The organism is Nostoc sp. DSM 114161, from assembly GCF_052692665.1.
In genome coordinates, this window is sequence record NZ_CP195141.1 from 3,338,642 (window position 1) to 3,352,345 (window position 13,704).

Below are 13,704 nucleotides of genomic sequence, written 5' to 3' on the forward strand. Positions count from 1 at the left end.
CTCGCTTTTAACTAACTCCTCACTCTTGACTCCTAACTCCTAACTCTCCCATTTCTTCTGCCTTCCGAGGTTAAAATTTCCATGTCTGTGCCGCCACTGCGCCTCAGCAATAACTTTGATTCTTACATTAGTGGTGAGGTGACTGTTCATCCAAGCGCGGTACTCGCACCTGGGGTAATACTCCAAGCGGCTGCAAATAGCAAAATCGTTATTGGCCCTGGGGTCTGTATTGGTATGGGATCGATTCTCCAAGTCCATGAAGGAACCCTGGAGGTAGAAGCAGGCGCAAACCTGGGAGCCGGTTTTTTGATGGTTGGCAAGGGAAAAATTGGAGCAAATGCTTGCATTGGTTCGGCGACAACAGTTTTCAATTGTTCGGTTGAACCCGGACAAGTGATTCCACCTGGATCGATTTTGGGAGACACCAGTCGGCAAATTAGCGAAACAAAACAACTCAATCCCTCCCCAGAGAACCCAACTTCTACAAGCAGCCAAGAAAGCAATAATGGCTTAGGGACAGGTGAAGAAAAAGTAATTTCCTCAACTAACTTCTCGGCTTCGGCTTTTGTAGAGTTGAAAGGGCGATCGCTTTCTTTCTTTAAATCTTCCAACACTGGTGAAAGCCAGTCTCCTCCAGCATCTGAGCCTGTTAATGAGGCTGAACCTAATTTAGAACCAGCCGTCCCAGAAGAACCCAGCGAACCAGCTACAGAATCCCCCAATAGCTTCGGGACTCAAATTTATGGGCAAGGCAGCATAAACAGACTGTTGACCACTTTGTTTCCCCATAGACAATCCTTGAGCAACCCAAACTCTGACGATTAGTTCGAGTAAGTGTTAATTGTAAGTTGTCAGCTTTTTCCGTATCTTGGAAAATTCACATGGAAACATATAATCAACGGTCTATGAGTACCATGCATTCATCGGGTCAGTTTGACGACCTTAAGGATACTGCCTTGGGCTTAGTTTCTACCCTCAGCTTCCCCGCCATAGTTGGGACAGCGGATATGATGCTCAAATCTGCTGGAGTCCACCTCGTTGGTTATGAAAAGATTGGTAGCGGTCATTGTACCGCGATCGTCCGGGGTGGGATTGCTGATGTGCGTCTTGCTGTAGAATCAGGCGTGCAAACTGCCGAACAATTCGGTCAGTTGGTTTCTAGCTTGGTGATTCCCCGACCTTATCCCAACTTAGATATAGTGCTTCCCATCACAGCCCGTTTCACTAAATTGATGGAAGAAGGCGCTCATAGCCGTTTGAGCAATCAAGCAATTGGTTTGGTAGAAACGCGAGGATTTCCGGCGATGGTGGGCGCCTGTGACGCCATGCTCAAAGCTGCTGATGTCCATTTGGCAGCCTATGAGAAAATTGGTGCGGGTTTGTGTACGGCGATTATTCGTGGTTCAGTAGCTAATGTTGCTGTAGCAGTGGAAGCAGGGATGTTTGAAGCAGAGCGCATTGGGGAGTTAAATGCAGTGATGGTGATTCCTCGACCGCTGGATGAAATGGAACAAACCTTGCCACTAGCAAGCTGCTGGATAGAACAAAGCCAGCCGTTAAACTTGCCAGTGAATATTAAAGAGAAAGAGCAAGTCGCCGAAATCGAAGTGTTAAGATTACCAGATTTAACTAAGCTACCAACAAAAGTTGCAGAAGAGATATGGAATGATGAATGATGAATGATGAATTGTGAAAAATCCACATTCATTATTCAACATTCATCGTTAGCTAGAAGGCATCTTACGCTTTTCTTATTGTTTTGATAATAGCTTCTCCAACCCATAAGTAAAAGATTTTTCTTCTAATAGCGAGAATAGAGTTTTATCTATCAATATTAAAACTCGTGACTTTCTATAACCATCGCTTTATCATTGGCATCTGTTCAGTAATAATAGATATATATCTATGAATCGCTATTTGCAGGAGAACTACCCTTGAATCAAGCGACGCTGCACCAGTTAAAAGTCTTCGAGGCAGCGGCACGGCACAGTAGCTTTACTCGTGCTGCTGAGGAATTATTTCTCACTCAACCCACCGTTTCGATGCAGATTAAGCAACTGACAAAATCGGTAGGATTGCCATTATTTGAGCAGGTGGGAAAACGGTTGTATTTGACGGAGGCAGGAAGGGAATTATTTGCCACTTGTCGGCAAATTTTTGATAACATAGCCCAGTTTGAAATGAAGGTGGCAGATTTAAAAGGGCTAAAACAAGGGCAATTACGCTTGGCTGCAATTACAACAGCTAAATATTTTGTTCCCCGTTTGTTAGGAAAGTTTTGCGAACTTTACCCAGGGATTGATATTTCCTTACAAGTGACCAATCACGAACAAATTTTGGAACGGATGTCTCAAAATCTGGATGACTTATATATTATGAGTCAAATTCCAGACAATATGGATATAACTTGCCAACCATTTTTAGAAAACCCTTTAATAGTCTTTGCACCACTTAATCATCCTTTATCGCAAGAGAAAAATATTCCGATACAGCGCCTAGCTGAAGAACCTTTTATTATGCGGGAACCAGGTTCGGGAACCCGTCGTGCTGTGCAAAGCTTATTTGACGAACAAGGGGTGAAGGTAAAAGTTAAGCTGGAATTAGGAAGTAACGAAGCAATTAAACAAGCAATAGTTGGTGGTTTAGGAATTTCTGTTTTATCTCGTCACACCTTACTATTGGACGCTTCACAGTTCAGCATTTTAGATGTCCAACATTTCCCCATTCACCGAAATTGGTACATGGTTTATCCATCAGGTAAACAATTATCTATCGTCGCTCGTGCCTATTATGATTATCTACTGGCTGCGGCGAAAAACATCGTAGAGCAAAACGCTACTTATAACTATAGTGCGGTTGAAGCGGCTCATAGATAAATATTTATTGGGTATGGGGCATGAGGCATGGAAAGAGGACAAGGTAGACAAGGTAGACAAGGGAGAAAGATTGCTACCTTGTCACCCTTGTCCCCTTGTCCTCTGTCCTCTTCCTATGCCCTATTATCAGATTTTTGATTTTGAATTCCTCAAAGGGGTTGACGCCTAGACCAGGAAACATTAACAATTAACCAGCAGAACCATTAAAATGGGGGAAAACTCGTGGTGGTTAACCCGGAAATACAGTCTTGGCGCAAAACAGTAGAAAGCGAGATTGTAGCTGTCACAGTCTACACTGATAGAGCATTGGTTACACGGCGAGGTGTAGTTTCTTTAACAGGAATTGAACGGGAATTAGTAATTACCCCAGTACCATTGACTCTAGAAACTGAGTCTGTGAGGGTTAGCGGTACGGGTACGGTGGGGGTGCGGTTGTTGGGAGTGAGTAGCGATCGCATTTACACTACCGAACCTGTGGCAGAACGCATAGTACATTTGACCAGACAAATTCAGCAACTAGAAGCAGAAAAACGCCATTTACAAGCCCAAATCGATGCTTTGGCATTGCAATCTAGTTTTATCGAAGGTTTACGTGAAAAAACAGAAGAACCTTTTTCGCAGAGTTTGTCGCGGAAAAATCTGAGTCTGAGCGAAACATTAGACTTTCTCAACTTTCTTGGCAGCCAGTATAGCGAATATGCGATCGCATCTGGAGAATGCAAAGTTCAACAACAGGAATTAGACAAACAACTGCAAGCACTCCACGCCTCATTGCAAAAAATTCAAACACCGCATCCTAAAGAAAGTTTGAGCTTAGTTGTAGCAGTTGAAGTTGCTGGTGAAGGCGAATTTGAGCTAGAAGTATCATACTTGGTGAATCGCGCCAGTTGGACTCCGTTATATGACTTGCGCTTTAGCACCACCAGCGATATCGTACATTTGAGTTACCTGGCAGAAATTACTCAAAGCAGCGGCGAAGATTGGATTGGTGCAAGTCTCACCCTTTCGACTGCAAAACCGGGACTAGGTACGCTCCCGCCCAAACTCGATCCTTGGTATATTGATAGCCCTAGTCAACAATTTGCCAGACGAAGGCTAGCTCGTCCCTCTTTACCTGCGATCGCAGTTCAAGCTGCTGCTCCTGCTGGTGGAGAAAATTGGCAAGAAGAAGACGAAGTTGCACGGGATAGTCCCATCCCAGCAGAAATTGTTGCAGCAGAAATATCGAAAGAAGGGAGTGTAGTTACCTTTAAATTAAATGGTGGCGGTAACATTCCTAGTGATGGCGCACCCCATAAAACAACAATTTTTAATGATGATTATCCTTGTAACTTTGATTATGTGGCAATGCCGCGCTTGGTAAGTTTTGCTTATCTGCAAGCGAATGTGAAAAATAGTCCTAACGGTGCGACTTTGTTACCAGGTAAAGCCAATATTTTCCGGAATCATGTTTTTATTGGTGCTACTGAGTTAGAAAATATTGCACCAGATCAAGAATTTAAACTGAATTTAGGGATTGATGAAGGTTTAAAAATTGAACGCGATCTAGTTGAACGTCTCGTAGATAAAAGACTAATTAGCAACCAGCGCCGGATTACTTATAGTTATCGCTTAATAGTTACTAATTTGCTCGAAAAACAAGCAAATTTAAAAGTAACTGAGCAATTACCTGTTAGCCGCAACGAACAAATTAAAGTGCGTTTGCTTCGTACTAACCCGCAAATTCAACTTGGGGAAATGGGTATTTTAGAATGGCAATTAACTCTTGCACCACAAGAGCGGCAAGAGATATATTATCAGTTTAATGTTGAACATCCACCAGAGTTAACTGTTGTGGGCTTAGACATATAAAGCAATACGTGTAGTATTTGTGAAATTACTCACAGCTTACTTTTATCAGTCATAATTCAAGGACTTATGTCTGATTGTTAGTTTAGCTAAAAATATTACTATCATGGGGCAATACATTTGAGTTCGGCCTGTTTTTGTTTCCTCTGTTAAGAGTTAAGAGTTCCCTTGCCTCCACAGATCAATTTTCTTAACCCAAGCATATTGTATTATGGAAACTTTCAACTATTATTGGCGGTTTATTGCTATTTTATAGCAGTTGCCAGTTAGGTTAGGATATAAACCTATCATAAAACACCGACACCAAGAGACTTACAAGCTTGTTTTTGGCCTGTTGCATCGGTATGGTTTTTGCTGCAAATTTAATCAAATGCGATTCTGAATTTATCGCTGAAAGCAAATAAAAGGTGAGAGCTATTATTTGCAGATTAATCTGTAAAATATCAAATATTCCCATAAATAAAATCTATTTATTTGTTATTTAATTGTCACGAACTGAATATCTAGAGACAAAATGAACTTAATTATGTCTAACTAACCAATCACAAAGCCTTGAACTACTAAATTCGATTTGCAAATATCAAATTTAAGGTTAGATAAAATCTAGCCTCATTTACTTTTGAATGGAACACTCTCATATTACAGAGGAACCGATAATGGCTAATATCCAACTATCCCAACTTTATTCTGATGATTACGAAAGGTTGGACAATTCTGAAAGTTTTCTTTATGAAGTAGCTAATAACGAAATACAAATGCTCAATACAAGCGGCTTAGGCTATGGCGGCTATGGCAAATATGGTGGCTTAGGCGGCTTAGGCTATGGTGGCTTAGGAGGTTATGGTGGCTATGGTGGCTTAGGAGGTTATGGTGGCTATGGTGGCTATGGTGGCTTAGGCGGCTTAGGCTATGGTGGCTTAGGAGGTTATGGTGGCTATGGTGGCTTAGGCTATGGCCTCAGTTATTAACTTTTTGCAACGAATTCTCACAAATCAGATAGGATTGCTATATGGGATTCATATTTTATTTGTGAGAAGCTAGGTACACTTTTATTCATTTTTGCCTGTTAAGAGTTACCTGTTAAGAGTTCCCTGTCTCTACGAGTAGTTCTCCGAATCAAACCGGATTCCTATGTATAGCATTTCCCGTTGTAGTAAGGTAGGGGCGCAAACAAAGCTTTGTTTGCGCCCCTCCAAATTTCTGTACCTTATTAATCATTGGTGAAAAATTCTATAGCCTATTCCCTACCTCCAGGATTAATTTCACAACTCATTGAGGAAGGCTATGGAACCATAAAGCAATTTTAATTGCTGTAAAATGCTGAAATCTTAATTAATATAAATGCTGAAGGCTAAGTATCTTCAGGAAAAACCCATTTTGGCGGTTCCATCATTTTTTTCCGCAGACGTTCTTCAGCCATTTCCAACATTTTGTCTAAAGAAGTCTCTTCAACAAATTTGGCAGCTGCTTCTCTAAACTCTATGTTGGGGCATTTATCCCCTAAAACGCAGCCGTTAACACAGGCTACAGCGCAGTTAATTTTTTGCTCCACAGTCAATTCCTCTCTTATTAAAGTTATGAGTTATAATTTCAACTCTTAACTTTTTAACTCTCAAACATTACCTTCCAGATAAATTTTACCTTGCCTGTTGCCATCCCAACGGTCTAAATACTTACCATTTAATAAGTTAGGAGTTATGAGTTATGAGTTAAAAGTAAAAATCATAACTCCTAACTCCTCACTCTTAACTCCTCACTTTCATAAAAAACGCTGATGTCCGAACTCTTTGCCACTACTGGAACTATCGCCGCGATCGCCACTGCTGTTGTCCCCCAACAGGGTAGTGTTGGGATTGTGCGCGTATCCGGCGCTCGAGCAATGTCCATCGCCGAAACTTTGTTTCACACGCCAGGGCGACAAGTTTGGCAAACTCACCGGATTCTCTACGGTTACATCCGCCATCCCCAGACGCAAGAATTGGTAGATGAAGCTTTATTGCTAATTATGAAAGCACCCCGTTCTTACACCCGTGAAGATGTGGTGGAATTCCATTGCCACGGGGGAATCATGGCAGTGCAGCAGGTGTTACAACTGTGTTTGGAAAATGGTGCAAGATTGGCTCAACCAGGAGAATTTACCCTCCGCGCCTTTTTGAATGGGCGATTGGATTTGACTCAAGCTGAAGGCATTGCCGATCTGGTGGGAGCTAAATCGCCCCAAGCTGCCCAAACTGCTTTAGCTGGTTTACAAGGAAAATTGGCTCATCCAATCCGGCAGTTACGCGCTAACTGTTTGGATATTTTGGCAGAAATCGAAGCTCGAATCGATTTTGAGGAAGATCTTCCTCCGCTGGATGATAAAGGGATTATATCAGAAATTGAGAAAATTGCCGTAGAAATTTCTAGGTTGTTGGCGACCAAAGACAAAGGTGAGTTGTTACGCACTGGGTTAAAAGTGGCAATTGTCGGGCGTCCGAATGTTGGTAAATCGAGTTTATTAAATGCTTGGAGCCGGAGCGATCGCGCCATTGTCACAGACTTACCCGGTACAACCCGCGATGTAGTGGAATCCCAGTTAGTTGTGGGGGGAATTCCCGTGCAGGTGCTAGATACTGCCGGAATTCGGGAAACAACAGACCAAGTAGAAAAAATTGGCGTCGAGCGATCGCGCCGTGCGGCAAATGCAGCTGATTTAGTTCTATTGACCATTGATGCTTCAGCAGGTTGGACTCAAGGTGATGAAGAAATTTACGAACAAGTGCAGCACCGTCCTTTGATTTTAGTAATTAATAAAATTGACTTAGTAGAAGAAAACCAAAGGCAAAATCTTCAATCTCAAATCTCAAATCTCAAATCTAAAATTTTCACTTCTGCTGCCCAAAATCAAGGAATTGATACTTTAGAAACAGCAATTTTAGAGATAGTTAAAGCAGGTAAAGTCCAAGCTGCTGATATGGATTTAGCGATTAATCAAAGGCAAGCCGCAGCTTTAACTCAAGCTAAAATTTCCTTGGAACAAGTACGAGGAACAATTGAGCAGCAGTTACCGCTTGATTTTTGGACAATTGACTTACGAGGTGCGATTCAAGCACTAGGAGAAATTACTGGAGAAGAAGTTACAGAATCAGTATTAGACAGGATTTTTAGCCGCTTTTGTATTGGCAAATAAACTAATAAATGTTTTAAAATAGAGTTAATAATTTATTGGATATATAGTAATCCAAAATCATTTATGAGAAAATACTGAAGAGTAATAAACAAACATATTTTACTTTCCTGTTTTGTTTAAGTACCGCTAACAATCAAAAGTCTACTCATCGTCCACGTCTGCAAATATAGATTCCAAATCCCGATAACCGCTAATTACCCGCACAATCACAACACTATCTTCAAAAACTCGATAAAAAATAATATAGCCAGACAACGGTATGCCTCTCAGCCTGGGGTCAAAGTTAGCGTAACTTCGTCCTATATTCGGGAATTGAGCTATGTTTAGGCACTTCTTATTAAATTCTCAAATAAATCGTTCCCCAGCATTGACATTGCGAACTAAAAAATAATCCAAAATTTCATCTAAGTCTTGGCTGGCTTCCTTGGCAATAAAGTATTCCATTATCCTTGAGTCTCACGAGCCTTACGTAATTTCTCCTCCAGTCGTGCCATCACCACTTCACCATCTACTACGTCTCCACGTTCGATAGAAGCTAGTCCAGCCGCTATTTTTTTCTTAGTTTCTTCTTCCCATTCCTGATAACCCTTCTCCCATTCCTCAAGCAGTTTTAACGCTTTGACAATCACATCTTCAGCATTTTCATATCTACCTGAAGCAATTCGGGTTTGTATAAATTGCTCGTATTCCGCTTGAAGTTGGATGTTCATAGTTTTTACCTCTAGTTAAATAAGAGCGTTACCTAGCCACATTTTCTCTGGGCTAGAAAATTCATTCTTTGGTTATTGCCCTAATCTAATTTGTAAACCATTGTTCACCTCTGGTCACTCAAAAGCCCCCGGTAATGTACCATTCGCTTTTAGTTTCTGTCTGCTCTCAGGCGTTCTGTCTCTTGCTATGTCTACTAATTCCCTTGCTATATAAGGATTCTGTATAAATAGTGCGTTACGCTCGTATTAATGTAACCTACTTTATTTGTAAGTAAAGCCTATGAAGTTTTTTGTACCAGCAGCTAAGGACGATGTGAAAGCCGAGCAGGTGTATAACGCTTTGGCTCAGTCTGTCCAAGCACCAATCACCAAAAAGCGTATTTGGAAATTACAGTGGTGTGACAATGAAACTGAGATGAAATGCGAAGTAGGTAAACCTTTACCATCCTCTTACCAAACAGGAAAAGAGTTAGTTTTAGCAATCTTTGAGTGTGAAAACTTTTATAAAATTTGTACTCTTACCCGTGGAGGAGTAAAGGGAGAACCTATCTTGGCTGTGAAAAACTCTCAATCTTCGGCTACATATTTTTCAGATAATGTAAATAACTGACTAGATATTTTTAATGTGCGATCGCCTATTTTGATGTCAATGCGTAGGCGTAGTCCGTCATAGACATCGCCTTGGTAACATAGTAGATAAAACTAGTTCAACGGAACTTTCAAGGTTATGACCAACTTTCAGATATCGTTACCTGAATCGATGAAAGCTTTTGTTGACGAACAAGTGGCTAAAGGGGGTTATGGTTCAGTCAGTGAATATCTTCAAGAGTTAATTTTTCAAGTGCAGCTAAGAACTAGGAAACTCTGAATTAGCACTTTCTCCCCCCAGTGCTGTCTCACATGGTAAGTGTCGCTCCAACCAATTTTCTAAATCAGCCAGCACCTCTTGATAATTCAGGTCGCTTTGAAGCTCGTGATAAGCACCTGGATACTCGATTCTTAGTTTATCCGAGCAACTCACCCGCTCTAAAAAAATTTTCCCACCCTCAGGTAGAGTTACTCTATCTGCTCCACCGTGAAGAATTAACAATGGTAATTGCCAATCACTAGCATGGGCATTAACCCAATCAACGGTAGCAAAAAATTCTGTAGCTAGACGCGCACTACCTCTAGTATGGCGCAAAGAATCTTGGGCATAAGCGGCTATAATTTTCTCATCCCGCGAACCACCAGAAAGATCGAGTCCGGTATTTAAGCTAAAACGCGGCCAAATTCGTGAGAGCAGTTTTCCTATCAATAACCGCGTTTTTGACACACCAACTTTTCCTAAAGCTGGTGCTAAGGTAATTACACCTTGTAATGCAGATGCTTGTTGAGGATAACGCAGAGCATAATCCAAAACAATTACTGAGCCTAAGCTATGACCTAAAAGAAAAATTGGTTTTCCTGGGTGTTGGGTTTTAATCAATTCTAAAAATGCTCGCAAGTCTTCGCGAAAGTCACTCCAACGATTAATGTAGCCTCGTTGACCAGGCGAACGACCATGACCGCGCAAATCAAAACCGTAGACAGCATATTGCTTGGGTATGAAATGTTGAACTAGGTTATGGTAGCGATCGCTGTGCGCTCCCAATCCATGTACGATCGCTAATATCGCCTTCACCTTTTCTTCTGGATACCAGCTTTGGTAATACAGTTTTAGCTTCCCCGCACCTTCAAATGTATCTGCTTTATAATGGCTCATCAGAATAATTTGTTACGCTTGTTCCCAATTAGCTACTAGCTTATCAAGTTACATTGTCAAGAAAATCACTTCTATCTTTAGGAATAATTACTTTTTTAAACGGAACTTACGAAATAAGACGACACGAGCTTGATTTTTGAGAGATTCTGCTAGGATGAATGCAGATAAAGCCGCCATACGTTTACCGGTGCGGTCAATGCAAAATCCAAAATTTAAAATCGAAAATCTTTTGACATCGAGTCATCAGCAAGAAAATAACACGCAATCAGAAACTTTACTGCCTCTGAGTGATGCTAGTATTGAGCGGGTAAAAGAAGGTGTAGCCGCAGCAGGCGATCGCGCCGTTCGTCAAATCGTTGAGGAAACTCTCAATCGTCTTGAAGCTACAAATCAAGAGGGTTCTGAACCTAGGGTTAATGGTTGGTTGCGTCGGTTTGTAATGCGATCGCTTATTCATATCCTTTTCCAAGTAGAAATCGAACATCCCGAAAGGATACTTCAACAATCAGCAATCTTAGCAGTTAACCACCTCCACCATATCGATCCGTTACTCCTGTTAGCCGAACTTCCCACCCAACCTTATTACTATATTCTGGGCGATGCTCGTACTCTTTATAATAAGTGGTGGAAACGCTTCATCTTAGGTTTTGCTGGAGGTGTAATTCCTTTAAAAAGGGTGTGGAAAGAAGAAGTCGCTGTGATGAAAGCGGCTAAAGTAGGGAGGGAAGATTTAATCGAGCTAGCCGCAGCAATCGAAGATACAGTAGCCACAGGTGAAGATATACAGACATTGCGACAGATAGACCGTATTATTTTATCAATTTTGGCTCGTGGCGATGGGATGATTCTGTTTCCCGAAGGACGATTGGGAACAGCTGAGGCTCAGTTGCATCTACCCCTCAAGCGTGGAACTATAATTTATGCTTTGCGTGCTGGCGTACCAATTATTCCCATTGCACTCATTGGAACTCATGACCTTTATTTGAGAAAAAAATTAACTCTAAGGGTGGGTGAACCGTTACAATTTGCCTCAACAACCAGGCCAAAACGACAAGAAGTAGACGTAGCTTTGCAAACCCTAGAGAAAGCAATGTTGAGTCTGTTACCAACTAATTATCAGGAACCAACAGGCCTAAAACCTTTACGTTATTTCCTCAATCACATGTTGTGGTGAAAAATTATTTCCCTAAAAACTTGGTAATTTTGAAATTTGAAGTTCCCTCCCAACAGTGGTTTAAAAATGCACTTACTTGAGCATCTGCTGAATCAGCCGATTCTTTAGAAGCATTAAACTGAACTGCTGTCACAATATACTCAAAAATAATCACAAACTGCTTTTGGGGTGAAATTCTCTCAACAACAATTGTTTCACCTACTTTAGGAATTTGACATACATCCACCACAAACGTTTCAATCTTTGGTTTTTCTAGCGGATTTTTGAAATTGAAATATTTACAGTAAACAATAATTTTCACTTTATTAAGCTACAAGTAACATTAAACTATATCTATATATAAAGTGCGTTGCGCTGCACGACAACGCACCTTGAAATTTTAGCGGTAGGTTAGCTTAAAGCATAACGCACCTACGTTTACTATTTTATTATTCTGAATTCTGAATTCTGAATTCTTCTATATCACTTACTTTGCCAAACTCGTTGTAACGACTGAAAAAGTTTCGCAAATGTTTCTTCTAGCCAAAGAATAACACGATCGAGCCATTGGAGAACTTTCTCTAAAGGGTGCTTTTCATAACCCATTGCAGTCGCTTTGGTTTCTATCCAGTCTGGCTGTGCTTCAACTTCGGTGCTTTGAGAAAACCGCCGTTGGGAAATTTCCCCTTTATGATTCTTGCTATCAGATTGGGAAATCGCCGCTTCAGTTTGTTGGAAAGAGGTAACTTTTGCAGATGTTTTGGGAATTGAGGCGAGATTACGGGTTGTTTTTTTCCTTTGTACTAACTCAGATTTGCCTTTCGGCTGTTGTCGATGCAAATTCTTTGGCCAAGAAATCCCTGCTGATAAACCTGAAGCTAAAGCAGGAGTTGTGTTTTCAAGTGTAACTGCATTGTCGCCAACTTTTTCGCGATCGCCAAACAAATCATTCCACGTTAACCAAGGATCGTCTGTTAAATCCTGATTTTGGAAACTCCGATTTTTAAATAAACCTTTTTTTGGATAACTAGATAACAGTCTCTCTGGCTGATTTTCAGCAGTTTTTGATTCAAGCGTTTTTCGATTTCCAACACCAAAAAAGTAATTCAGCGCTGCTTCAATTAAAGCTTGAAAATTTAGTGCGTGAGTTTCTAAATCGTCACCTGTAACTGCAATTTCTCCCTTAGCAGTTAACTGTTCTTTTCCATAAAGAAATATATTTAACTGAGTTTGGGCTACTTGAATAATTTCTTGACTGCGTTGTTGAACTGGTATTAAAGCATTTGATTCGACTTTAGCAATAGCTACATCTAAAAATGTTAATATTTTACTTGAATCCAGTAAATTCTTCGATGTTGTTCCGCTGAGGATTGGAATATTAACTGAATTGTCTCCAGTTAATTTTGCTAATAAACCGTCGATTTTTGGTAATAATTCCTTTTGTCTTTTAGCTTCCGATAATCGCCAAAAGTGCCAGTAATTAGCAACTTCACTAATAATCCTGTCTTCTAATTTTGCCTGCTGCTGGGGTGTTAAAATATCGAGAATTTCATTCTCAGCAGTGACAAGTACCAAATTACGATTCAGTAAATTTGTGGCAACTCCCCGAATTGCTACAAGATGCTGCTTCAGAAGATTTTCTGGTTGTGTGGATTTGATACTTGCGGCTGAATTATTTGTAAGACTTGGAGAATTAATAATATTAGTATCTGCGGAATTTTGAGGGATAGATTTTTGCCAAAAACCTCCTAAAAAGCTCAAAGCATTAAAAGGTTGAGAGGTTTTTTGAGGAGTAGCCATTGCCTCCTCCGATGACAGATAATTAACTGTCTCTAATACATGCTCAATGGGAGTATCAACATTTAAATCAGTTTCCGGCTGAAAATCGGTATCATTTGATGGTAAATTCAGCCTGGATCGTGGTTCTTTGGCGTGTAAAGTTTTAGCATCTGATTCAGATGACACAAACAGTAGATACACTGGGTAAAGTAGCAATTCCACACCCCACTTAGTGGCAACTTGCAAATGCCGGAAGGTGTTTTCCCACCGTTGTGTCAACCGCCGAGATTGCTGGTTGACAAAATTAAATAGTTTGCTTTGATAACGACCAGAAGAACCAGAAGACATAATAGTAATTTTTGAGTTCGAGTCTTGTTTAGTTGTGAGACTCCCGCCGAACAATAAAAACCACAAACTGTTAATTA

At 40.7% G+C, this 13,704-nt stretch carries 14 protein-coding genes and 1 pseudogene; 9 read left to right on the forward strand and 6 right to left on the reverse strand.

The features are described from left to right. Positions 1-81: 81 nt before the first annotated feature. The 5 genes from NSTC745_RS14680 to NSTC745_RS14700 all read left to right on the forward strand — a co-directional run bounded on the left by NSTC745_RS14680 (position 82) and on the right by NSTC745_RS14700 (position 5,692). Positions 82-825 carry a transferase gene (locus tag NSTC745_RS14680; RefSeq protein WP_445637788.1) on the forward strand — a complete coding sequence of 248 codons (744 nt, stop codon included), beginning with the start codon at positions 82-84 and terminating at the stop codon, positions 823-825. Positions 826-881: 56 nt separating this feature from the next. Further along, the gene (locus NSTC745_RS14685; protein WP_445637789.1) at positions 882-1,676 is read left to right on the forward strand and encodes a BMC domain-containing protein; all 795 of its coding nucleotides are present in this window, start codon (positions 882-884) and stop codon (positions 1,674-1,676) included. 258 nt (positions 1,677-1,934) lie between these two features. Further along, entirely contained in the window at positions 1,935-2,876 is a 942-nt protein-coding gene (locus NSTC745_RS14690) for a LysR substrate-binding domain-containing protein (RefSeq protein ID WP_445637790.1), read from the forward strand. A 225-nt stretch (positions 2,877-3,101) separates the two neighbouring features. Continuing rightward, positions 3,102-4,727 carry a mucoidy inhibitor MuiA family protein gene (locus NSTC745_RS14695; protein ID WP_445637791.1) on the forward strand — a complete coding sequence of 542 codons (1,626 nt, stop codon included), beginning with the start codon at positions 3,102-3,104 and terminating at the stop codon, positions 4,725-4,727. Between the two features lie 653 nt (positions 4,728-5,380). Next, on the forward strand, positions 5,381-5,692 hold the full coding sequence (locus NSTC745_RS14700; RefSeq protein ID WP_445637792.1) for a hypothetical protein: 312 nt from the start codon (positions 5,381-5,383) through the stop codon (positions 5,690-5,692). A gap of 383 nt (positions 5,693-6,075) precedes the next feature. On the opposite strand, the gene NSTC745_RS14705 is transcribed toward NSTC745_RS14700, so the two are convergent. Further along, positions 6,076-6,276 carry a hypothetical protein gene (locus tag NSTC745_RS14705; RefSeq protein WP_445637793.1) on the reverse strand — a complete coding sequence of 67 codons (201 nt, stop codon included), beginning with the start codon at positions 6,274-6,276 and terminating at the stop codon, positions 6,076-6,078. A 222-nt stretch (positions 6,277-6,498) separates the two neighbouring features. Between NSTC745_RS14705 and mnmE the strand changes: the two genes are divergently transcribed. Further along, entirely contained in the window at positions 6,499-7,893 is a 1,395-nt protein-coding gene (gene mnmE, locus NSTC745_RS14710) for a tRNA uridine-5-carboxymethylaminomethyl(34) synthesis GTPase MnmE (protein WP_445637794.1), read from the forward strand. A gap of 141 nt (positions 7,894-8,034) precedes the next feature. Here mnmE and NSTC745_RS14715 read toward each other — a convergent pair. Further along, positions 8,035-8,223 (reverse strand): annotated as a pseudogene (locus tag NSTC745_RS14715) (type II toxin-antitoxin system RelE/ParE family toxin); the annotation flags it as partial. Between the two features lie 113 nt (positions 8,224-8,336). Further along, positions 8,337-8,603 carry a type II toxin-antitoxin system ParD family antitoxin gene (locus NSTC745_RS14720; RefSeq protein ID WP_096540804.1) on the reverse strand — a complete coding sequence of 89 codons (267 nt, stop codon included), beginning with the start codon at positions 8,601-8,603 and terminating at the stop codon, positions 8,337-8,339. Between the two features lie 280 nt (positions 8,604-8,883). Here NSTC745_RS14720 and NSTC745_RS14725 point away from each other — a divergent pair, with 280 nt between their 5' ends. Both NSTC745_RS14725 and NSTC745_RS14730 read left to right on the forward strand, forming a co-directional pair. Beyond that, positions 8,884-9,213: a hypothetical protein gene (locus NSTC745_RS14725; RefSeq protein WP_445637795.1), complete on the forward strand. Its 330-nt coding sequence runs from the start codon at positions 8,884-8,886 to the stop codon at positions 9,211-9,213. Positions 9,214-9,330: 117 nt separating this feature from the next. Further along, complete coding sequence (locus tag NSTC745_RS14730; protein WP_445637796.1) at positions 9,331-9,471, forward strand: ribbon-helix-helix domain-containing protein; 141 nt, start codon at positions 9,331-9,333, stop codon at positions 9,469-9,471. On the opposite strand, the gene NSTC745_RS14735 is transcribed toward NSTC745_RS14730, so the two are convergent. Then, positions 9,451-10,347, reverse strand: coding sequence for an alpha/beta hydrolase (locus tag NSTC745_RS14735; protein ID WP_445637797.1), 897 nt, complete (start codon positions 10,345-10,347; stop codon positions 9,451-9,453). The genes NSTC745_RS14730 and NSTC745_RS14735 overlap by 21 nt on opposite strands. Positions 10,348-10,543: 196 nt before the next feature. Here NSTC745_RS14735 and NSTC745_RS14740 point away from each other — a divergent pair, with 196 nt between their 5' ends. Beyond that, positions 10,544-11,521: a lysophospholipid acyltransferase family protein gene (locus tag NSTC745_RS14740; protein ID WP_445638608.1), complete on the forward strand. Its 978-nt coding sequence runs from the start codon at positions 10,544-10,546 to the stop codon at positions 11,519-11,521. A 4-nt stretch (positions 11,522-11,525) separates the two neighbouring features. Here the strand turns inward: NSTC745_RS14740 and NSTC745_RS14745 are convergent, their stop codons facing one another. Both NSTC745_RS14745 and NSTC745_RS14750 read right to left on the reverse strand, forming a co-directional pair. Further along, positions 11,526-11,822 carry a hypothetical protein gene (locus NSTC745_RS14745; RefSeq protein ID WP_445637798.1) on the reverse strand — a complete coding sequence of 99 codons (297 nt, stop codon included), beginning with the start codon at positions 11,820-11,822 and terminating at the stop codon, positions 11,526-11,528. Positions 11,823-11,983: 161 nt separating this feature from the next. Next, positions 11,984-13,627 carry a hypothetical protein gene (locus NSTC745_RS14750; protein WP_445637799.1) on the reverse strand — a complete coding sequence of 548 codons (1,644 nt, stop codon included), beginning with the start codon at positions 13,625-13,627 and terminating at the stop codon, positions 11,984-11,986. Positions 13,628-13,704 lie beyond the last annotated feature (77 nt).